The organism is Luteibacter sp. RCC_6_2 (assembly GCF_041360655.1).
Lineage (GTDB): Bacteria > Pseudomonadota > Gammaproteobacteria > Xanthomonadales > Rhodanobacteraceae > Luteibacter.
Genome location: NZ_JBFUPQ010000011.1, coordinates 162,941 through 184,896, shown reverse-complemented (window position 1 = coordinate 184,896; position 21,956 = coordinate 162,941). Strand labels below are relative to the sequence as shown.

Genomic DNA, 21,956 nt, shown 5'->3' with positions numbered 1-21,956 from the left:
CCATGGGCGACTAGTGGATCTCCCGCCATATCCGACACACTCAGCGTGTTCAGGTTCTCTTGCAGGGCTCGGATGCCTTCCGCATTCGGGTATACGACGGCGGCCGCCTGCAAGGCATCCGTACGTCTCTCTGGCGGCACCTGATCGATGGTCGGGAAAAGCGGCGTCGCCATTCTGGTCTCGGGCCCCACGGACCGATAAACCGCGATCGCATCATCGGGCTGTTCGTTTCGCAAGTACGGCGCATCCGGCTGCCCGATCGAGCGTAACTCGGTCTCCACGGCCCGACGCACGGCGGCTAGCGTGGTGGCGCCTGCGATACCGTCTTCCGCAAGGTTGTGATCCCTCTGAAATGCCTGCACGGCGGCACGTGTATGGCGCCCAAAATGGCTATCAGCAAGCACAGGTGCGTCTTTCGTACCGACATAGCCGAGCCGGATCAATTGATTTTGAAGCTCGCCAACGGCAGGAGCGTGCAGGCCGGGACGAAGGACTCGACCCTGCCCCGCCGTCGGAGATGCCAATCCCGACACGTCCTGTCCGATTGCTAACGCGATGCTGCGACGCATGGTCGGCCCGTTGAACAGTTCGATCAGGTTCTTTGCGTATCCTTTGTCGGTTGCGTAACCCGCATCCTGAAGGGCATGCGCCTCATTATGTAGATCACCCGCCGTTCCTTCGTCAAAAAGGCCGGCTTTCGCATATCGGGGATTTTCACGTAGGAACTTAATGCGATCTTTCAACGAGTCTTCGACCGATTCGTACACTCGGAAAGATTGATCAATCCATATCGCCTTATCATCGGCCTCCTCCCAGACATTAAATATCTTGCTCTCGCCATTCCAGCCAGCGCTCGTCTTGATGTTGAAGATGTTGTTGGTGCCGGGAAGAACCCTCTGCCCCCAACCAGTCTCCTGCGCCGCCTGGGCAAGAATGAGCTCCCACGACATACCTGTTTCTTCGGCCACTTTTCGTGCAGCGGGATACAATTTGGCAATGAATTCTTCTCTAACATCCATGGCATATGCCTCTCATAGCTTCCTGTTATCTACATTTCCAACATGACGGAAAAAGAAGTACCTTCCTCATAGGTGTCGAGATGCCGGTACTTTCCGCCTACTACAATTCGCCCCTCTTCCACTCGGAGGTTCGAGGGACCCTCTTCCACCCAAGCCGAGTACCTCGTGCCGGCACGCGGGACCAAGACCTCGGTATCGGATTCGACGAATCCATCGGCTACCCGCAACTTGACCAGGCGAAGTACGCCTTGGGCCATCGATCGTTGGGAATGCGTGTCTAGTTGAAGCAAGACAAAGAGCCAGTCGCGTTCCCGCAGGCAGTGCGTTGCACGTCCTTCGTAAAATCGCTCGGGAATATCCAGCTCCTTCGACCAGCTCACGCCGCTCCCAAGCGCATCAGTCCATTCTGCGTATGGACGTCTATTTAAACCATCCTCATCGCCAACGGCACCCACAGAGCAGATACCACCCTGGACCCTGATCGATAAGTAAAGCGAAGATATCGGCAGTGCCGACGCATCAATTATTGGTGTCACCGCGAGGATCATGGCCATGGCTACGTATCTGGCTTTCATAAATGCTGTTCCTCGTCGTCGATCCATTCACGGCAGGCTCTCCGTGCCCATTTTGAGGTGCGCAGTCTAGCCACTTTTCGGTGGCGCAACACAAGGGTGAGGAAAGTTCTCACTCGATCGTTTTAATCGCGGCCCCGACCCCTTCCCAAACGCGGCTTTACTCGCTCACCGCACGCGTCTGTTCCCAACACATCCGCGCATGCGCCTGCGTCGTGCACTGCACACCCATGTGCGTCAACGCACCGATGGCTTCGAGTGAGAGCGCTAACTGCGCGCAATCCACCGTGTCCGATTCATGTACGAGGTCGGCGCGCAACCCGGTAAGCCCACGGGCGTACTGCAACCATTCGGTGGCGTCGTTCAACAGGTCGTGCGCCGAGGCTTCTGGATCGATGTAATGGCGCGCACGATCCTCCGCGCGCGCGGTGTCATAAACAGGCATGAACATTCCTTGGAAGTGAGCGTGACCGTCGTCCAGGTGCGGCACGCCACGCACAGCGCGACGTGCCGCGGATCAAACGGACTCACGGGTTCACCGGCGGCCCGTGACCGGGCGCCGGGTGGCGTGATTGATGAAGTGGATGCGGCCTCAGCCGGTTTCAGTCGCCCGCACAGGCGCTTGCCCTGTAGGTGCGGACAAGAAACATCTCAGACGAGGGGCTGAAACCGCCGTTCTTCAACCGTCTCTGCGCGGTGGGCAGAGGGCCCGGTAACCGGTGGGGATGTCGCCGGGGGGATTCGGCGGGCGAGCGGGTGCCGTATGATCGTGGGTAGCCACGGATCAACTCCTAACTAGTTGGTTGTGGTCAGCGGGTCGGGAGTGTTGTCGCACTTCCGGCCCGCGCTTCTCACCGCATGAAGCGATGGTTGTCTGCGACGCGTGCAAATCGACTCCGCAGACAACATGCCGACCGTAACAAAACAACGCCATGTTGTCTGTAGTCGCAAGCAAGAATCGCTAGCGAAGCACCGGCCCATGACACAGGCATTCGCCATCGTCGTTCGCATGCCCCAACAAGGCTTCGAGCAAATCACCTGACGGCGTCCACTCGCCGATCGCGGGATGGATCAGCATCGCCTTGCGCGCTTCGAGCCGGCGCTGGTCGAGAACCGAAGCGATCGCCGCGCGCTCGTACGCCTTCATCGAGCGAACAAGCCCATTCACCGCATCCGGCAACGGCGCAATCGGCCGCGGAACGATCGAGTCTAGCGAGATATCCGAGGCGATCTCGACGATGTCGTTCTCGGGAAGATCGGGTAAGGCGCCACGATTGCGCGTGTTCACCACGATACGGGCGGGCTTGGCACCCGTCAGCGCACTCATCACGTCGATGGCGATGCGGTGGTAACCGGTCGCCACGCGGAACGGATCGCCTTCCAGGCTCACGCCATGGTCGAAAGCCGATCCGCCTTCCGCTTCGAGTTTCATGTACGAACCGGAGCGCTGGTTAAGGTACGCCGCATAGATGTCGACGGCCGCTTCGCCATCGCCTGCGTCGAGGCGCGAGGTCAATGTCGCCAGCAAGTCGTCGTTGAGGCGCTGGATCTCCGCGCCACGGCTGCCGCCTTGCCTGCGCTGGTTATCCAGCGCGCGGCGCTTCTCGTAATAGAAGAACAGGTACTCGGTCGGAATGAGGCGCAACGTGCGGATCATCTCGAAGTCGAACAGCGGAGCGAGGTAAAGCTGTCGAAGCAGGTCGTCGTCGGCCAGCAGGCGATCGAAGACGTCCTCGCCGCGCACGCGCACGCCACGCACCCAGCCAAGGTGGTTGAGGCCCACGTAGTCGCACTCGACCTCGTCCGCCGGCTCACCCAGGGCGCGCGCGATGTTGTGGAACAGTTCGGTGGGCGTGTCGCAGATGCCGACGATGCGCGCCTTGCTGTGGTCGTTCACGGCCTGCGTGATGAGGCCGGCGGGGTTGGTGAAGTTCACCAGCCAGGCCTCGGGGCTCAACCGTTCCACCATCCGTGCCTGCTCGATGGCGATGGGAATGGTGCGCAGCGCCATGGCGACCCCGGCGGGGCCGGTGGTCTCCTGGCCGGGATATCCGTGGTCGATCGACACCCGTTCATCGGCCGCCCGGCCGACGATGCCACCGATGCGAATGCTGTTGAGCACGAAATCGGCGCCCTCGATGGTGTCTTCCAGGGAAGTCGCACCACGCAAGCGCAGGTCGCCACCGAAATGCCGGACGATGGCCTTGCCGAGGTCGACCATGATCCGCAGCCGGGCGGGATCGGGGTCGTACAGCACCATCTCCGCGGCGCCGAGCGCTTCCGCGGCCTCGTTGACACCGAAAACCACCAGGGGCGAGCGGACGCTGCCCCCTCCAATCAATGCGATCTTACGATCCGTACGTCCGCTCACGAAGAGTCCTCAAGGTCGGGGGATGGGGAAGAGCATGCAGGGCGCCTGCCGCGGTGGTGCACAAGGCGCCCGTGACACAGGCGCGTTGCACGCAGCGGTCCAGCGTTTCGCCGTCGAGCACGGCGTCGATGAGTCCGGCGTCGAAGGCGTCGCCGGCACCGGTCGTGTCCAGCGCCTCGACGGGCGGCGCGTGGATGGTTCGTATCCCCGCCGCGTCGGCCACCAAAGCGCCCTGCGCGCCCAGCTTGAGCACCGTATGGCGCAAGCCTTGCGCACCGGCCCATGCGGCATAGGCATCCGCGTGGTCGTTGCCGACAAGCAGGGAGGCCTCCTTCGCATTGGGCAGGAAGAAGTCGACTTCGCGGCAGGTCGCATGGTTGGCGGCATCGCGCAGCCAGTCGGCGCTGTAGCCGACGTCGAGCGAGGTGGTGCATCCCGCCTGGCGAAGTTGCGGGAGGATGCGCGCCGCCAGCTCACGTGCCAGCGGCATCGCGAAGTGCACGTGACGCGCGGCGACCAGGTCGGCGACAACGGTCGGCACCTCGAGCAGCTCGGTCAATCCGGCGTTGGCGCCCAGGTAGGTGAAGAACGAACGGTCTTCCCGCGTGGAGACGCTGACCGTCGTACCGGTGCCGTCGGCGCCGAGGCGGATGCCATCCATGCCGACGCCGAAATCGCCGAGCCGTCGCTCGAACCAGTCGAAGTCCGCCTCGCCGATCAGCCCCACGAGGCGTGTGCGCCGGCCGAGCCGCGACAAGCCGCACGCGGTGTTCACGCTGCCGCCGCCGAGTTCGCGCAGGTAATCCTTCGCGAGCACTTCCTCGCCCGGTCCCGGCCAGCGGGCGAAACCGCTGAACACATGGTCGGCGTAGATCTCGCCCACGACGGCGACATCCCAGGATTTCAGGTCGATGGAAACGGCCACGAGCGCGTTCTCCGGGCTTGCCACAGGAAGATGAGGGTACCGACGACGACGGCGACCACGGCGGTCACGACCGACGGCCAGCCGCTGGTCGCGACGAGGTAGAGCCAGCCGACCACGCTGATGGCGATCGGCAACGGATAGAACGGCATGCGGAAGGCCTCGGCCGAGACCTTCCTGCGACGCAGGGCCACCACGGCGAAACACTGCGCGATGTACTGGAACAGGATCTGCACGACCATCAGCGTCGCGATCAGCCTTTCAAGAGAAAGGAAGCATGCCAACGCCGAGGTCACGCCGACGAAGACCAGCGACACCGTGGGAAAGCCACCGCGAGGATGAAGCTTCGCGAACACCCGGAAGAACTGCCCGTCAGCGGCGGCCGCGTAAGGCACGCGTGAATAGCCGAGCAGCACCACCAGGGCCGATCCCCAGCTGGCAAGCAGGATCAACGATACCGCGAGCGTACCGCCGATGCGGCCATGGATGGCTTGCATGAAATCCGCCACCACGGCCTTCGACTGCGCGGCCTGCTCCCACGGCAGCACGCCGAGGATGCTGATGTTGAGGCCGAGGTAGAGCACCGCCACGAGCGGGATCGAGGTGAGCACCGCCAGCGGGATGGTGCGTCGCGGCTGCTTCACTTCGCCACCGAGCATGCACACGTTGTTGTAGCCACCGTAGTCGTAGACGGCGATCAGCGAGACCGCGCCCAGGCCGAGCCAGAATCCATGCGTCGATTCCGTACGCATGTGCAGGAAACGGCTGGCGGTGGCCATGTCGAAATGCGCGATGCCGCTGACGACGATCCAGGCGCAGGCCACGACGACGATGGCGGTGATGAACATCGACAGCTTCTGGATCTCGCCGACGCGCCGATAGAGCACGGCCGTGTTGACCAGGCACAGGCCTGCCGCCACCAGGATTCGTCCGCCATCGCCCAGGGAAGGCACGAGATAGCCCAGGTACTGGGCGAATCCCACGGCGGCCGAGCCGATCGATAGGGGTGCGGTGAGCAATGTCTGCCACAGGTAGAGGAAGCCGAACAGGCGGCCCATGCGCTCGCGCCCGTACGCTTCCCGCAGGTAATGGTATGGCCCACCGGATTCCGGAATGGTCGAGCCAAGCTCGGCCCACACCATGCCGTCGCACAGGCACAGGAAGGCACCGGCGATCCAGCCCAGCAGCACGCCGGGACCCGCCAGGGCGGAGAGCGCGAGCGGAATGGTCACGAACGGCCCGATGCCGATCATGTTCAGCACGTTGGCCGAAAGACCGCCCCAGAAACCGATCGCCCTCGGCGGTACGTTGAGTGTCGGCACGGTCTCCTCAATCATGCAGGCGTTCCGCGGCATGGATGCCCGCACCGGCGCTCCGGTGCAGGTCGAGCACCATCACGGTATTGTCGCCTTCGCGCAGCCATGGGCCCGGGCAGAACAATCGCCGTTGCGGCCCGATGTGCCAGTAGCGGCCCAGCAGCTGACCGTTGACCCAAAGATAGCCCTTCGTCCACTCGCCCATGTCGATGTAGACATCGCCGGGCCTGTCGAGGTGGATCTTGCCCCGGAAGAAGACTCCGCCACGGGCCGGCGGCCCCTTCAACGGCCGCAGGTGTTCCAGCCAGGCGCCATCCAGGGGCAAGGGCCAGGCATGGAAGTCGCGCAACGGCGCGCCATCGAGCGTCACCGGCCCGATCAAGCCCTTGTGGTCGCCCAGGCGCGGGCCGAAATTCACGTGCCCGAACGTGTCGACGAGTACATCCAGGATGCATCCGTGCGGCAAGGCGACGTCCGGCGACGACGACACTTCCGCATGTTCGACGCGCGATACGTGGCCGGCCTCGTGGCCATCCATGTACACCACGGCATAGTCGCGCACGCCCTCCAGGCGAAGGCGCGACCCCGCCTCGACGCGCTTGCGGTAGAGGACCAGGCCCTGGTCCTGTCCGAACAGGATCTCGTTCGGTCCCGGCACGGGTATGCGCGCCGGCTCGTCGAACAGGTTGTCCCACAAGGACGCGTACGGTTCGAGCGTTACCGGCGCGAAGGTGGTCGAAGGCTCGGCGGGCGGCACGGCGGGCGGCGTCATCCCGGTCGCTTCCACGATGACCTTGCGCAAGCGCTCGTACTGAGGGGTCGGGGTTCCGCGCTCGTCGATCGGTGCGCCATAGTCGTAGCTGGTGATGACGGGCTGGAACTGCGAACCGTCGTCTTCGAGGTTGGCGCCCGCGGTCAGGCCGAAGTTCGTGCCGCCGTGCACCACGTAGAGGTTGAACGAATAGCCCGCCTTCATCACCCGGCGCAGCGTGTCCACATAGTCCTTCGATGCGAAAACCGGCTCGCCCCAATGGGTGAGCCATCCCGGATATCCCTCGCCGACCCATACCGGTGCCTCGCCCGCGAACGCCCTGCCCTTGGCCAGGATGTCCACGTCCGCGCCATCGAGACCCAACGCGGCGCCGGGCAGGTAGGCCTTTCGACGCGTCAGGTCCTTCCAGCCGTCGGAAACGGCGAAGGGACCGGCGATGCCCTTCGCGCGCCATGCCGCCTCGATCGCCTTGAGGTAGCCGACGCCCGCGGCGAACATCGAATATTCGTTCTCCACCTGGAGCATCAGCACCGGGCCGCCCCGGGACACCATCAAGGGCGCGATGCGCGATGCCAGCGCGCCGATGTAACGGCGGACGGCCGCCATGTAACGCGGATCGTCGCCATCGCGCAGGCGCGTGTCCGGATCGCGAAGCAGGTATGCCGGCAGGCCGCCGTTCGTCCACTCGGCGCAGACATAAGGGCCAGGGCGCAGGTACACCCACATGCCCTCTTCCTGGCACAGGCGGATGAAGCCGACGATGTCGCGGTTGCCCGTCTCGAAGTCGAACTGCCCGGGCTCACGCTCGTGGTGATTCCACATGACATAGAGCGCGATGGTGTTGAGCCCCATCGCGCGTGCCATGCGTATCCGGTGGCGCCAGTGTTCCTTCGCGATGCGCGCCGGATGCATCTCGCCGCTGTGGATGCGGAACTCCCTGCCATCGAGCAGGAACCGCCTCCGGCCGAAGCCGAAGGCGTGCGCCTTGCCGTCGGGTGGCACCGGCCTCATTGGCGCGGCCGTTTCCGCCAGCGCCACTGGCAGGGTTCCGCCCCATGCCAGCGGCGCGAGCAACGAGAAGGCGAGGAACTCCCTGCGCTGCATGCTCAGAACGAATACTTGACGGTGAGCAGCGTGGTCATGCCGGCATCGACGATGTCCGAGTTGGCCAGGCTGTTCCTGCCGATATGCGACCAGTACGAATACTGCTTGGTGAGGTTGCTCACCTGCAGGTCGAGCTGGATGCCGTTGGGCAGCAGGTAGCCCGCATGCAGGTCCACGCGGCGGATCGGACGGATCCACAGGTCGTCCCACGGACTGCCCTGGTTGAGGAAGTCGTAAGTCGAGAGGTAGGAGCCCGTGTAGTGGTAGCTGAGGTTCAACGAGAACCCGTTCTTCTCATAGAACAGCTCCGCGTTGGCCATGCGCTCAGGCGCCGCCTGCAAGCGCTCGTTATCGAAGCCTTCGCGACCGAGGTCGACCTTCGAGTTCTGCCGCGTCGCGTTGACGCTGAAGCCGAGACCGTCCCATGGCGCCGGAAGATCCTGGAACTTCTGCCGCCAGGTCATCTCCAGGCCATATACCTTGCCGTCGCCACCGTTCGTCGGCGTCTTGGTCAGCACGGTGCCCTCACCCACCGTGTCCGGATTGGCCTGGCCGCCACCGCTGTCGTAGATGTAGTCGCGCAGTTTCTTGTAGAAGCCGGAGAACGACGCATAGCCGCCGCGATCCGTCGTCCATTCCGCGGCCAGGTCGACGTTGGTGGACTTGATCGGGCTGAGGTTCGGGTTGCCGCGGGTGATCGTCGTCACGCCCTCGGAGGTGTTGATCTGCGAACCACCGCCGAGCTGGACGAAGGCCGGCCGCGTGTAGCTTTGCCAGATCGACGCGCGATACACCACGTTTCCGTTGGGACGGTAATTGATGAACAGGCTGCCGAGCGGCTCGTTGTAGACCGTGCGGTTATTGTCGAAATAACCAGGAAGTTCATTACCGTCCGCATCGGTCGGCGTGGTCCAGAACGTGTTGTGGATGGAGGTGTGTTCGAAGCGCACGCCCGGAATGATCTCCAACGGCCCCTGGTTGATCGTGGCCATGGCATAGGCCGCGGTGACCGCCTCGGTGCCGCGCATGGTGTCGCAGTTGTAGTTGTTGAAATCGAGCGAGCTACACGTATCCAGGTCCGACGGAAGCACGTGCTGGTCGATCAGGGCCGCGACCGCCGCGCGACTCACGTCGGGGGTACGCCAGTGGTACTTGTCGGGGAAGATCGACGAGTAATACCCCTTGAAGATGCCCAGGTCGTCCAGCGTCGTCACGCCGTCGTTGATGCCGCCGGTGGACCAGTCGCGATTGGTGAACTCGCGCGAGCTGTCGCTGTACTTCACACCGAATTTCACGGACGAGACCGGGCCGCCGTCGAAATCGTAGCGCAGGTCCAGCTTCGCACCACCGCGCTTCTGGCCCGAGCGGATGTCGGTGACCTCGCCATAATCGTTCGCCCACATCCCGCCGATGTTGTTCACCGAGCCGAGCAGACCCGGGGTCAGCTGCGGGTACGGGAACCCGCCGCCACCGTAACGCAGCAGCGAACTGCCGCCATAGGCGAAGTTGTCCTGGGAATACTTGTCCTCGCGCCCGTCGATCTCCACGTGGTTCGGCCGGTCGTTGCGGCCGATGCTCCAGAACACGTTCGGCGAGATCGTCCAGCCCCCGGCGACCTTGTCGGCACCGAGCTGGATCGTGGCCAGGTCCGCGCGCTCTGGATTGGTCTCGAACCAGAAACGATTGGCGATGCGGCCGATGTTCGGCGCATACACGCCGGGCGTGGCCGTGGGCACGTACGTCACGTGGGACGGCAGCAACTGCGTATACGTGGTGTTCTGCTCGGTGAGCGCATACGCGTAGGTCATCTTCGCGTAGGCTTTCAGCGTGGGATCGACGTTCCAATCCAGCGAGATGTTGCCGCCGTAACGGCGTTCGAAACCGGAGGCGATGCCCACGTTCGTGCCCGTGCTCGTGAGGTTGCGCGCCGGATCGTAACCAGGCGCGTTGTCACCATCGGCCGTCGCATGGAGGAACGCCCAGGAGCCGTCGTTCGAGGCGCTTTCCGCCGCGCCGATTTCACTGTTGGCGATGTTGCGGTAGTCGTAATAGCCGCTCACATACACGCCGAACTGCTTCTCGGCACCGAACTTTCCTTGCAGTTCCCCGGCGAGACCGCCACCGAGGCCGCTGCCACCGTAATCGCGCGCGCGGCTTTCCGAGCGTCCGCTGGCGGTCACGCTGCCGCTGAAATCCTTCTTGAAGTCGAAGGCGCTGGGCGTACGGAAATCGATCGTTCCGCCGATCGCGTCACCGTCCATGTCGGCCATCGACGTCTTGTTGAGCACGATGGTTTGCAGGCCGGAAGGCGGCAGCAGGCTCAGCTGGACACTGCGGCTGTACGGCATGCCTTGTGCCACGTTGGAACCGTTGATCAGGTTCACGTTGTACTCGGACGGCAAGCCGCGCACCGAGGCGAACATGCCCTCGCCGCGTGCCGCGCCATCGATACCGCCGAAGTAACCGGTGCCCGTCGTGGTCACGTTCACGCCGGACATCAGGCCGAGCGCCTCGGCCACGTTGTGCACGGCGGTGTGCTGCAGGTCGTTCGCCGACAGCACCTCCACCGTGTTCACCGAATCCATGCGCATGTTGGTCGCGTCGTAGCGGTTGGCCACCACGCTGAGTCCCTTCATCTGCACCGCCTTTTCCGGCTTGGCCGGCGGTACGGTGCCCTGAGGCGCGCCTGGCGCCGTGGCCGCGGCATCCGCCGGAGGCGTCTGCGCCTGCTGCGCGAATGCGGGTACGGCCGTTGATCCGATGATGGCGCACAGCGCCGCGACGAGCGTTTTCCTGGTTGGACAATAATGAGTACGCACAAGCCACCCCACCCCGAAAGTGTTCATAAGAGTTCTCGCACGGCCCCTCGGCGTGCGATGCGCTGTTCCGATGATCAGCGGGGTTCACCAACGGGTCCGGACATGGCCTGCCGGCACGCCTGCGCGTGCAGGCGTGCGTCGACGAGCCGTCGGACGAGGAACGTGCCGATCAGTCGAATGGGATCAGCGGGAGGTGTGCGGGGGAGAGTAGCCAGCGACGCATTTGCCGCGCGAACGCAATGCGCTCAGCTTGGCACGTGCGAGGATCGGAAGGCCGTCGGCCATCACGCGCGGGAAGGCGTGCCCCGCGAAGGCGCAGCTGGTGTTCGCATGATTTGAATTGAGGCGACGCATCGTGGCTGTCCCATCATTCATCGCGAGCCGCGCGACCGGCATGCCCATGCATGCGATTCAACGTATAGCGCACCGCAAATTACGCGTCAACGGCCGAATTTGCATAGGCCTTCGGTTGCTGCGACGCACCAGGAGGCGGCACGGCCGATGCATGCCTCCCCGGCACCTGAACGTAACGCAGGATTCTGCTGCGACGCAGGATGACAGTCAGGTGTCACTCCCTCATTCTCCGGCCCGCGGCGCGGGGGCGCCGGTCACTCCACCGGAATGCAGGGAAAAAACAGATGAATCGTCGCCGCTTGACGCAGGCTCTTTCCGTGCCTGTTCTTCGTCCGCAGCCGCTCGCCATGGCATGCGCCGCCGCCTTGATGCTCACGTTCGCCTGCGCCGCGAACGCGCAGGACCAGGTACAGCAGCCCTCCGAACCGGCAGCCACCCCGCCCGCCAAGACGACACAGAAGAAGCCCGCGAATCCGGATGCCGTGAGCAACCTCGATGCCGTCGTCGTCACCGGTATCCAGGGCAGCATCCAGAGCGCGATCAAGGCCAAGCAGAATTCCGACAACATCATCGAGGCGATCTCCGCCGAGGACATCGGCAAGCTTCCCGACAGCAGCATCGCGGAAAGCCTCGCCCGCTTGTCCGGCCTCGCCACGCAACGCGTCGATGGCCGCGCCAACCAGATCTCGATTCGTGGCCTGTCGCCCGATTTCGCAGGCACCACGCTCAATGGCCGCGAGCAGGCCACCATCGGCGAGAACCGCGGCGTCGACTTCGACCAGTACCCGTCGGAATTGATCAGCGGCGCGGCCGTCTACAAGACACCGGACGCCAGCCTCATCGGACAGGGTTTGTCCGGCACCGTCGACCTGCACACGATCAAGCCACTCGACCTGCCCAAGCGTACGTTCGCCGCCAACCTGCGTGGCGAGAACACTTCCAACGGCAGCCTCAACCACGGTACGGGTGTCGGCGACACGGGGCACCGGGCGAGCTTCTCCTATATCGACCAGTTCCTCGACCACACGCTCGGGCTCGCCGTGGGCTTCGCGCAGCTGGATTCACCGGTGCAGGAAAAGCAGTACCAGGCATGGTGGTGGAGCCTCAACAACGGTTCGCAAGGCGCGGAGACGAACTGGGGTGCGCCGCACACGCCCGGCATGCCCGACAACGTGCTTTCGCAGGAAGGCATGCAGTTGCGCGCGAAGTCGGAGAACCAGTTGCGCAACGGCCTCATGACCGTGCTGGAATGGGCACCGGACGATCACTACCACTCGACGCTGGATCTCTACTACTCCACCTTCAACCAGAAGACCTACCTCAACGGCGCGCAGTGGTCGAGCAGCCCCTACGACAATGTCTCCTATTCGAACGTGGGTTACGTGCCGGCATTGCCCTATCCCATCGTCACCACCGGTCACATCGACGGGCTCAAGTCCGTCTTGCAGAACGAGTACACGAAGGAACACGACAAACTGTTCTCGGCTGGGTGGAACAACCAGTACGACTTCGGCAACGGCTGGGTGATCAACGCCGACGCCTCGTATTCCAGCGCGAAGAAGCGCCTGCATGATGCGTATCTCTTTGCAGGCCTGCCCGGCCAGGCCACGTCGTCGACCGACTTCGCCACGCCGGAACACGAAGGCTTCCCCGACTTCCGGCCGGGCGTGAATTTCGCCGATCCATCGGCCATCTTCTTCACCGATCCGAACAACTACGGTTACAACGGCCGCGAGGAGTTCGACAAGCAGAAGGACACCATCAAGGCGTTCCGCCTCGAGGTGAGCCATCCGGTCGGCTGGATCTTCAGCGACGTCAACGTCGGCGTGAACTACTCCGACCGCAAGAAGACCAAGCAGGCCGACGTCTATTTCGCGTGGCTCAACGGCAATGGCTCCACCGGCGACACCTACGTGCCCGGCTTCGCCACGCCGATCGACCCGTCCTTCCTGAGCGGCAGCACCGACCTCGGCTACGGCGGCATTCCCGGCATCGTCAACTACGATGTCCTGCGCGCCCTCGGCAACCAGTTCTACCTCACGCAGCGCAACGGCCAGTCCGACTGGAGCCGCAACTACACGGTGGAAGAGAAGGTCCCCGTCGCCTACGTCAAGTTCAACATCGATACCAGCCTGGGCGATGTTCCCTTGCGCGGCAACGTCGGTGTGCAGGCCGTGCGGACCGACCAGTCGTCCGATGCGCTGCAGACCAATGGCGACGCGCTGGTCGGCCGCATCTCGGACGGAACGAAGTACACCAAGGTGCTGCCCAGCCTGAACCTCGTCGCCGAGATCGCGGACAAGCAGTTCCTGCGCTTCGGCCTGGCCAAGACGATGGCGCGCGGACGCATCGACGACGAGAAGGTCGCCACCTCCGCCGGCGTCGCATTGGTCAACGACGGCCCCGCCGCCGGCCAGGTGCTCTGGTCGGGCAGCGGTGGCAATCCCAAGTTGAAACCGTACATCGCCGTCGGCGCCGACCTGTCGTGGGAGAAATACTTCGGCACGTCCAGTTACGTGGCGGCCGCGGTGTTCAACAAGAACCTGCTGAACTACATCTACAACCAGACCACGCTCGACTACGACTTCTCGCGCTACGTCAACGACAATCCCACCCTCACGCCGACCAGCACCATCGGTTCGTTCACGCGACCGGAGAACGGTACCGGCGGCAAGATGCAGGGCCTGGAATTGTCGGGTGCGCTGGAAGGCGCCCTGGTCGCCCGTGCGTTGGACGGCTTCGGCGTGCAAGCCAACTTCTCGCTCACCAACAGCACCTTGCCGGTGAGCGCGGTGTCGAGCATCCCCGGCAGCCCGTCCACCCTGCCCGGCCTGTCCAGGAAGGTGGCCAACCTCGCCCTGTACTACGAGAAGTACGGCTGGTCGGTGCGCATCGCCGAACGCTACCGCTCGTCGTTCACCGGCGAGGCCGTCGCCCTGTTCGACCAGCTTGGCTACACGCGCGTCCTGGCCGACAAGCAGACGGATTTCCAGCTCGGATATGCCTTCGATCACGGCACATGGAATGGTTTATCGATCCTGCTCCAGGTGAACAACCTGACCAATTCGCCGATGAAGACGGAACAGATCGCCGCCCTGCCGAACAACGTCAAGGTCGCGCGCCCGCTCGAGTACGACACCTTCGGCCGGACCGTGATGTTCGGGGTCAACTACAAGCTTTGAGTCAGCCGATCCAGGGTACGTTCGGCGAGTGCTGGGCCAACGCCGTTTCATCGCGTTCGGTGCAGGCCCAGCACGGCACCTCCACCTGGCAACCGACTTCCTCGTCGACATAGGTGACGGTACCGGTGCCCTGGCAGATCGCGCAGACCGTGGATTCGCTGGTGGTTGGCATGGGGAATCGCCTCTCGCGGAAACGCCCCCGTTATACGCCAACCCGGCGAATGCCGCGTCAAGCCCTGTCCACGCGTGCGGCGTAGCAGCCGTAGGCGGCGTAATGGGCTTGGATATAGCTGACGGCCGACATCGCGAACAGGCGTTCGATGGCCTCCGCCGCTGCCCCGCCATCGACGACGACGGCGCTGGCGATATGGTGGTGGCGATCGAAACCCCGCAGCGACAAGGTGCGGACACGCATCACATCGGGCACCTCGTCATAGCCATCGTAAGGCGTGGTCGCACCTTCGCGGATGAAGACCGCATGGCTCGACCGGTACGGCGTATCGGCTGGCTGGTGCGTGTGGTTCAGCAGCAACAACGACTCGCCCCGGTGCGCGGCGCGGAGCTCCACACGTTCCGGATAACCCGTGTCGTCGGTAGCCATCACGCGGATCACGCCGTGGGTCTTGAGCGATGCCTCGTCGAGGCCGTACAACGAAACGTAAGGTCGAGGGTCGAGGCCGGTAATGCGGAATGACATGGCGGGAGGGTTCCTCGTGGCGGTACATGCATCGTCCCTCCGCGAGCCCCTCGCCAACCATCCGCATCTTGCGCACCAGCCCCAACGGAACCTACATCCCACCCTCGCCCCACCCTGGTGTCTTGCCCCACCCTGGTGGGAGCCGACTTGTGGGAGCCGACTTGTCGGCGATCCCGCGGCAGCGGGCCAGTTCGAGGCAAGCACCCATCGCCGACAGGGTCGGCTCCCACCAAAGCCCTTCCACCGGACGCTCTCACTCACCCCGGCTGGTTATCGCGCCGGAAGCGGGCGGGCGTGGTGCCCATGACACGGGTGAAGGTCTTGCCGAACGCCGACTCCGACTTGTAGCCCACGCGATCGGCCACGGCGCCAGCCGTGAGCTCGCCGCGACGCAGCAGGTCGCCCGCGAGGTGCATGCGCAGAAGCGTGAGTACCTCGTGCGGAGGAATGTTTCCCTTCGCCTCGAAATGCCTGGCGAAGGTAGCGCGCGACATCGCCGCTTCCGCCGCCAGCATCGCCACGGTCCACTCGCGTGCCGGATCGCGCAGCATCGCGAGCACCGCATTGGCGAGCCGCGGATCGCCCATCAACGAGAGCAGCGACGGCGGCAACGTGCCCTGGCGAAGATGGGCACGCAGGGCAAAGACGAACAAGGCGCGCGTCAACGCCGTCACTACGGACAGGGCGCCGGGTTCGAGCCGCGTCACTTCGCCGCGAAAGATACCGACGATGGCTTCCAGCGCGCCGGGACCATGCTCGTCCGCGAGCTTCACATGCATCACTTCAGGCAGCGCGCCCAGCAGCAGGCGCGCCGCATCGGGCGCGAAGGTGAAACGCCCGCAGAGCAGGTCGAGGTCGGCCGGCCCCAACGTGTTCCGTTTGATGTCCAGCGGACCACGGTTGTCCAGCAGCGGTTCAACAGCCGCCGAACGCGGTCCACCATCGTGAATGCGATGACGGGTGCCCTGCGGAAGCACGACCAGGTCGCCCGCGACCATGTCCACGGTGGCTCGGCCCGGCAATTCCAGCCTTGCCGCACCGGCGAGCACGAGATGGAACGGCGCCTCGCCCGGCAAGGCATCCTCATGATCGAGGCTGAAACCGCCTGCGAGATAACAGCGAACGTCGAGGGCACCTTGCACATTGGCCAGGTCGAGCACGCGAGTGAGGGCATCCATGCCCGGAGTATTCATGGTCGCGGCACGGCAGGCAAATCAGAAACGATATCCCACGCTCACGCCATAGACCCAGGGATCGATGTGAGCCGTGCCGACCGTCGCTCCCGCCACGCTCACCTTGCTGTCGATATCGATGTATCTCGCATCGACGGTGAAGCTCCAGCGCGGGTCCAGCGCGATGTCCACGCCGGCATGCCATGCGATGCCCCAACTGGACTCGAGATGGGTATCGGCGCCTTCCAGGACACCCCTTCCCTTGGCGTCGAAGAACTTCGTGTAGTTCACGCCGACGCCCACGAACGGCGACACGCGCTCACCGGGAAGGAATCGATAGTTCACACCGATCACGGGAGGCAGCTGTTTCACGCGGACCGCGCGCTGCCCGGACAACCGCACGTCGTGCTCGAACGGCACCGCGGCAAGGGCCTCGATGCTCCACGCGGGGTCGAGCTTGTACTCGATGCTCACGGTAGGACGTGTGCTCTTGTCCACGCTGGCGGGCATGCCGGCCAGATGGCCGCTGTGCGAAGTGGGGTCGACGACATGGATGCCGACATGCAGCAGCCAGGGCGATTCGGTCGATTGGGCGAAAGCAGGCGCGGTGGCGCACAGCAGGGTCGCGGTGAGGGCTTTGAGGTAACGCACGGTGGTCTCCTTGAGTGCTTCGCCTGGAAAGCTACCGCCAGGACCCGGCAATCCAGGAAAATGCGCGTCCCCTGCGACTTTCCGTCCTCCCCACCGCCCGCACTGAGACGATCGAGCCAAACCTTGCGCCACCGCGACGTTCACACGCCCCCTGACCAGGATCATGATGTGCCTGCCGACGACGCATACCGTGCCGCCGGATCACCGGAGGAATAGGTCATGCTTGATTGGGTCGAATATCGCAGCCAGTTGATGGGACGTATCGGCGAAATCGCCAAGCTGAGCCCCGGCACCGTCCAGGGCTACCAGGCGCTTTCCGCCGCGGGAGCGAAAACCAACCACCTCGACGCGAAGACACGCGAGCTGATCGCGCTCGCCGTCTCGGTGACGACGCGTTGCGACGGATGTATCACCGTGCATACCGCGGAAGCGCTGAAGAACGGTGCGACGAAGGAAGAGATCGCCGAAGCACTCGGCGTGGCGGTGGCACTCAACGCCGGCGCGGCGCTGGTTTACTCGGCGCGTGTGATGGACGCGACCGAGGCCTACTCGAAGGCGTGATGACAGGGGCCGCGGCTCATGTCGCGGCCCCTGCCTTGCCGGCTACATGCGTGGCGGGACGTCCATGCCGAGCAAGTCCAGCGATGTTTCGAGCACGCGACGGGTCAGCACGCACAGGCCGAGCCTGGAGGCGCGAACCGTGGGATCGGGCTCGCCGATCACGGCGCAGGCCGCATAAAAGCGGCTGAAACGCTGCGCCACGCCGAACGCGTACTCCGCCAGGATGCCCGGCTGCAGTTCGCGCCCCGCTTCCGACACGGCACCCGCGAAACCGAGGCACGACAGCAGCAGGTCGCGCTCTTCATCCAGGACGGGCACCACCGGTCCGGATGCGAAGTCGGCAGCCTTGTCCAGCAACGAACGCAAGCGCACGCATGCGTATTGCAGGTAGGGGCCCGTGCGCCCCTCGAACGCCACCAGGCGATCCGCGTCGAACACATAGCCGGACAGGCGATCGCCGGAGAGGTCGGCGAACTTCACCGCGCCGATACCCACCTGCCGTGCGAGCGACCGGCGTCCGGCGTCGTCGAGGCCGGCTCCATGACCGGATTCATCGATACGGGCGGCCGCCCGTTCGACGGCTTCGTCGAGCAGGTCGGTGAGCTTGGCCACGCCGCCGTCGCGCGTCTTGAACGGCTTGCCGTCGCGGCCGTTCACGGTGCCGAAGCCCGCATGCAGCAACTCCACGCCGGGCGCGATGCCCGCCTTTCCCGCGGCACGGAACACCTGGGCGAAATGCAGCGCCTGGCGCTGGTCGACCACATAGACCACGCGTGCGAGGCCGCTCATGGCGGCGCGCGCTTCCAGGGTGGCCAGGTCGGTGGTCGCGTAGAGCGCGGCGCCATCGCTCTTGGCCAACAGCAACGGCGGTACGTCATGGCTATCGCCCGGTTCCGCGACGTCCACCACCAGGGCACCATCGCTTTGGCGTGCCACGCCCGAGGCGAGCAGGCGCTCGACCAGCGGCGCGATGGCATCGCGCACGTCGCTTTCCCCATCCAGCGCGTCGAACACGATGCCCAACTCCCGGAAGTCGGCGACCTGGGCTTCCAGGCTCAACGTACGCAAGGCATGCCACAACGCGAGCAAACCCGGATCGCCCGCTTGCAGCGCCGCGGTATCCGAGCGCGCCTCGGCCATCCGCTCCGGGTCCGCCCGGCATGCCGCCGCGGCTTCCGGGTAGAGCCGCTCCAGTTCCTGCAGCGTCACCGGGGGATTCGCGGGATACGGCTGACCCGACGCCGGCTGGAAATAAGCCAGCTCCGGCGCGCGGTGGCGGATCGCGGCGCTCAGCATGCCCATCTGCAAGCCCCAGTCGCCGAGGTGCGCGTCCGCGTGCGTACGCCAGCCCAATGCCGCATGGATGCGGCGCAGGCTCTCACCGAGCACCAGCGAGCGCAGGTGGCCCACGTGCAAGGGCTTTGCCACGTTCGGGCCACCGAAGTCCAGGATGACGAGACGGCCTCCCCCTTCATCGGCGATGCCCAGGCGATCATCGGCGGCCATGTCGGCGGCGCACGCGGCGAGGAAGTCCGTGGACAAGCGCAGGTTGACGAAGCCGGGGCCGGCCACCTCGACGGAAGCGAACGCCGGATCGCCGCGAAGGCATGACGCGATGTCCTCGGCGATGAGCCGGGGCGCCCGTCGCAGGTCCCGCGCGCCGCCGAGCGCGCCATTGCACTGCAAGTCGCCCAACTCAGGGCGATCGGACGGCTGTACGCGGGCCAGGTGCGCAGGCAAGCCAAGGGATTGAAAGACGACGGCGAGCTTGGCGTCGATCCGCGACGCCGGTGACTGGAACATGGAATCTTCTCCGGGGAAGCTTGTTTATATGGCACGGCAGGTCTTCGCAAGCAACCAACGATTTGGCCGGTATGCTGGGCGGCAAATACCTGGAGACTCGCTCATGACCGTTTCCAAGCAACCGGGCGCGCATACCGTGGTCATCGTCGGCGGTGGCGCGGCAGGCATCGAACTCGCCACCCGGCTCGGCAAGCGAGGCGACCTCGACGTGGCCCTGGTCGACCGTGACCCCAGCCATTTCTGGAAGCCACGCCTGCACGAACTCGCCGCCGGCCTGCTCGGCGACGGCGAGGAGGCCGTGCCCTTCCTCGCCCATGCGCAATCCCACGGCTATCGCTACGAACCCGGCGCCCTCAAGCGGGTGGATACCGGGGCACGCACGATCGACCTGGCGGAAGTACGCCTGCCGCAGACGGATGAATTGATCCTGCCGCCCCGCACGCTTTCCTACGACACGCTCGTGCTCGCCTTCGGCAGCCGGGTGAACGACTTCGGCACGCCCGGCGTGCTCGATTACTGCGACATGCTCGACAGCCCGGCGCAGGCCGTCGCGCTGCGCCGAAAGATCCTCGCGCTGGCCCTGCGCAGCGCGGGCGATCCCACCCGGCGCATCTCCATCGGTATCGTCGGCGCAGGCGCCACGGGCGTCGAACTGGCCGCGGAACTGCACCACGCCTTCAACGACATGCACCGCTACGGCGGCCTCGATCCCGCCTCCAAGCTCGATATCACCCTCATGGACATGGCCCCGCGCGTACTCCCCGCCGTGGACCCGCGCACCTCCGCCTCGGCGCAGCGGATACTCGAGCACATGGGGGTGGCGGTACGCGTGGGCGTCGGCGTGAAATCGGTGGAACGGGGCGCCTTCCACCTGTCCGACGACAGCACGGTGCGCTGCGACATCCAAGTGTGGGCCGCTGGCGTCACCGGTCACGACATGGTCCTTGGCCTCGGTCCTTTCCAGTTGTCCAAGGACCGCCGGATCGTGGTCGATGGCAGGTTGGCGGCACAAGGCGTCGATCACGTCTACGCCATCGGCGATTGCGCGTTCGCCCCCGCCACGCCTGGCGGTCCCAGCGTGCCGCCCACCGCGCAGGCTGCGCACCAGCAGGCCAGCTACCTGTCCCGGGCCCTGCCGCGCGCGATCGCCGGCGAAACGGTCGCGCCGTTCACCTATCACGCCAAGGGCACCCTGGTCTCCCTGGGCGAACGCCAGGCCACCGGCGAACTGCCGTCGGGCCCCCGCGGCAAGGCGCCGATCCCGATGCGCGGCTGGCTGGCGAAGATGCTCTACGTCTCCCTCCAGCACATGCATCGCGCCACCCTGCACGGATGGCCTCGGGCCACCGCGCTGTGGCTGGCGGACTGGCTGCGCAACACCACGCTGCCCCCGGTCAAGCTGCATTAGGTCCGCGGTCGACTGCAACGGCCACGTGACGTGCATCACTCCCCGCGGCCGGGCTAACCGGTACCGTCCCATACCATCGTCCCCCAAGATCCACGCCATACGGAGACCCGCCTGGACAGCACGCGCCAGCCCTTGTTCGAAAGCCTCCTGCGGGCCGCCTCGGTCGTGGCGGGCGCGCCGATGACGCTTGCCGACCTGGCCGCCGCCGGCTCACGGGAGCACTTCGACGTCCGGCAGAAGACGATCCTCGCGGAACTGGCCAAGGTGGCCGAACTGGTGTTGGAACAGCGCAGCCTGGATGTCGAACGCACGGCGGAACTGGCCCGGGAAATCACCGCCGAACGCGATCTCCGGCGCGGCGCGCAGGAATGGCAGGACCTCCTGCGCAATGCCGTGGCATCGGTGGAAGCGAGCGAGCGGCGCTTTCGCCAGCTGTTCCAGTTCAGCCTCGGCCTGATCTGCACGCACGACCTGGATGGCATCCTGCTCTCGATCAATCCCGCCGCGGCCAGATCGCTCGGCTACCCGATCAACCAGCTGATGGGACGCCCCCTCTCCGACTTCATGCGGCCGGAGAACATGCCGCTGTTCCAGCAGTACCTGCAGCGGATCGCCGCCACGGGCAGCGACTCGGGACGCCTGGAACTGTGCGCGGCAAACGGCGACCTGCGCATCTGGGCGTACCACAACGTGCTCGACGACGATGGCGAAGAACGCTACGTGCTCGGCCACGCCCAGGACATCACGGAACAACACCGGCAGGAACGGCAACTGCGCGAATGGTCGCTGAGCGATCCACTCACGCAGTGCTTCAACCGCCGCTACCTGGCCTACCTGGCGGAATCCTCCATGGATGAACCGCTGGGCTGCATCGCCGTTGACCTCGACCGTTTCAAGGCGGTCAACGACACCTACGGGCACCAACGCGGCGACGACGTACTGGTCGGCGTGGCGCAGTTCCTGCGCAAGCACGTCCGCCACAGCGATCCGGTGATCCGCCTGGGCGGCGACGAGTTCCTGGTCGTCGTGGGCGACGCGGACGACGACCGCCTCGCGCACCTCGTGGAGCAATTGCGCGGGGACGCGGCGGAAGCACCCATCGCCTTCACGCTTGGCGCGGCGCTGAAACCTCGCGGAGCGGCCCTGTCGGACACGCTCGCGATGGCGGACCGCAAGCTTTACGAGGCGCGCGCGGAACGGGCGGACCAGCCGTCGTTCCACGCACGCTAGGTA

General features: G+C 65.1%; 17 protein-coding genes. 4 read left to right on the top strand and 13 right to left on the bottom strand.

The genetic code is table 11. From position 1 onward, the window contains the following. The 8 genes from AB6730_RS13750 to AB6730_RS13715 form a co-directional block, all read right to left on the bottom strand. On the bottom strand, nucleotides 1-1,019 hold a 1,019-nt coding region (locus tag AB6730_RS13750), incomplete at its 3' end, for a glucosaminidase domain-containing protein (RefSeq protein WP_371024164.1). A 29-nt stretch (nucleotides 1,020-1,048) separates the two neighbouring features. Next, nucleotides 1,049-1,573 carry a hypothetical protein gene (locus tag AB6730_RS13745; protein ID WP_371024163.1) on the bottom strand — a complete coding sequence of 175 codons (525 nt, stop codon included), beginning with the start codon at nucleotides 1,571-1,573 and terminating at the stop codon, nucleotides 1,049-1,051. Between the two features lie 178 nt (nucleotides 1,574-1,751). Continuing rightward, entirely contained in the window at nucleotides 1,752-2,036 is a 285-nt protein-coding gene (locus AB6730_RS13740) for a hypothetical protein (protein ID WP_371024162.1), read from the bottom strand. A gap of 516 nt (nucleotides 2,037-2,552) precedes the next feature. Then, nucleotides 2,553-3,962 (bottom strand): 6-phospho-beta-glucosidase, encoded by a 1,410-nt coding sequence (locus AB6730_RS13735; RefSeq protein ID WP_371024161.1) that lies wholly within the window; start codon nucleotides 3,960-3,962, stop codon nucleotides 2,553-2,555. Then, on the bottom strand, nucleotides 3,940-4,887 hold the full coding sequence (locus tag AB6730_RS13730) for a carbohydrate kinase family protein (protein ID WP_371024160.1): 948 nt from the start codon (nucleotides 4,885-4,887) through the stop codon (nucleotides 3,940-3,942). Before AB6730_RS13730 ends, AB6730_RS13735 begins: the two co-directional genes overlap by 23 nt. Beyond that, nucleotides 4,866-6,221 (bottom strand): APC family permease, encoded by a 1,356-nt coding sequence (locus AB6730_RS13725; protein ID WP_371024159.1) that lies wholly within the window; start codon nucleotides 6,219-6,221, stop codon nucleotides 4,866-4,868. Before AB6730_RS13725 ends, AB6730_RS13730 begins: the two co-directional genes overlap by 22 nt. Further along, on the bottom strand, nucleotides 6,214-8,076 hold the full coding sequence (locus AB6730_RS13720) for a beta-galactosidase (RefSeq protein ID WP_371024158.1): 1,863 nt from the start codon (nucleotides 8,074-8,076) through the stop codon (nucleotides 6,214-6,216). Before AB6730_RS13720 ends, AB6730_RS13725 begins: the two co-directional genes overlap by 8 nt. A 2-nt stretch (nucleotides 8,077-8,078) precedes the next feature. Continuing rightward, nucleotides 8,079-10,712 carry a TonB-dependent receptor gene (locus AB6730_RS13715; RefSeq protein ID WP_371024157.1) on the bottom strand — a complete coding sequence of 878 codons (2,634 nt, stop codon included), beginning with the start codon at nucleotides 10,710-10,712 and terminating at the stop codon, nucleotides 8,079-8,081. A gap of 821 nt (nucleotides 10,713-11,533) precedes the next feature. Between AB6730_RS13715 and AB6730_RS13710 the strand changes: the two genes are divergently transcribed. Beyond that, on the top strand, nucleotides 11,534-14,431 hold the full coding sequence (locus AB6730_RS13710; RefSeq protein WP_371024156.1) for a TonB-dependent receptor: 2,898 nt from the start codon (nucleotides 11,534-11,536) through the stop codon (nucleotides 14,429-14,431). Between the two features lies 1 nt (nucleotide 14,432). On the opposite strand, the gene AB6730_RS13705 is transcribed toward AB6730_RS13710, so the two are convergent. The 4 genes from AB6730_RS13705 to AB6730_RS13690 all read right to left on the bottom strand — a co-directional run bounded on the left by AB6730_RS13705 (nucleotide 14,433) and on the right by AB6730_RS13690 (nucleotide 16,951). Continuing rightward, nucleotides 14,433-14,603, bottom strand: a complete 171-nt coding sequence (locus AB6730_RS13705; RefSeq protein ID WP_371024155.1) for a hypothetical protein — start codon at nucleotides 14,601-14,603, stop codon at nucleotides 14,433-14,435. A gap of 57 nt (nucleotides 14,604-14,660) precedes the next feature. Next, entirely contained in the window at nucleotides 14,661-15,128 is a 468-nt protein-coding gene (locus AB6730_RS13700; protein WP_371024154.1) for a DUF1203 domain-containing protein, read from the bottom strand. Nucleotides 15,129-15,385: 257 nt separating this feature from the next. Beyond that, nucleotides 15,386-16,306: an AraC family transcriptional regulator gene (locus tag AB6730_RS13695; protein ID WP_371024153.1), complete on the bottom strand. Its 921-nt coding sequence runs from the start codon at nucleotides 16,304-16,306 to the stop codon at nucleotides 15,386-15,388. A gap of 36 nt (nucleotides 16,307-16,342) precedes the next feature. Beyond that, entirely contained in the window at nucleotides 16,343-16,951 is a 609-nt protein-coding gene (locus AB6730_RS13690) for an OmpW family protein (RefSeq protein ID WP_371024152.1), read from the bottom strand. A gap of 219 nt (nucleotides 16,952-17,170) precedes the next feature. On the opposite strand from AB6730_RS13690, the gene AB6730_RS13685 reads away from it, so the two are divergent. Beyond that, nucleotides 17,171-17,512, top strand: coding sequence for a carboxymuconolactone decarboxylase family protein (locus AB6730_RS13685; protein WP_371024151.1), 342 nt, complete (start codon nucleotides 17,171-17,173; stop codon nucleotides 17,510-17,512). A gap of 42 nt (nucleotides 17,513-17,554) precedes the next feature. Here the strand turns inward: AB6730_RS13685 and argS are convergent, their stop codons facing one another. Beyond that, a complete protein-coding gene (gene argS / locus AB6730_RS13680) occupies nucleotides 17,555-19,315 on the bottom strand; it encodes an arginine--tRNA ligase (protein WP_371024150.1) in 1,761 nt (586 codons plus the stop codon). Between the two features lie 103 nt (nucleotides 19,316-19,418). Here argS and AB6730_RS13675 point away from each other — a divergent pair, with 103 nt between their 5' ends. After that, nucleotides 19,419-20,723 carry an NAD(P)/FAD-dependent oxidoreductase gene (locus AB6730_RS13675; protein ID WP_371024149.1) on the top strand — a complete coding sequence of 435 codons (1,305 nt, stop codon included), beginning with the start codon at nucleotides 19,419-19,421 and terminating at the stop codon, nucleotides 20,721-20,723. Between the two features lie 132 nt (nucleotides 20,724-20,855). Next, nucleotides 20,856-21,953 carry a GGDEF domain-containing protein gene (locus tag AB6730_RS13670; protein ID WP_371024148.1) on the top strand — a complete coding sequence of 366 codons (1,098 nt, stop codon included), beginning with the start codon at nucleotides 20,856-20,858 and terminating at the stop codon, nucleotides 21,951-21,953. Nucleotides 21,954-21,956: the final 3 nt, after the last annotated feature.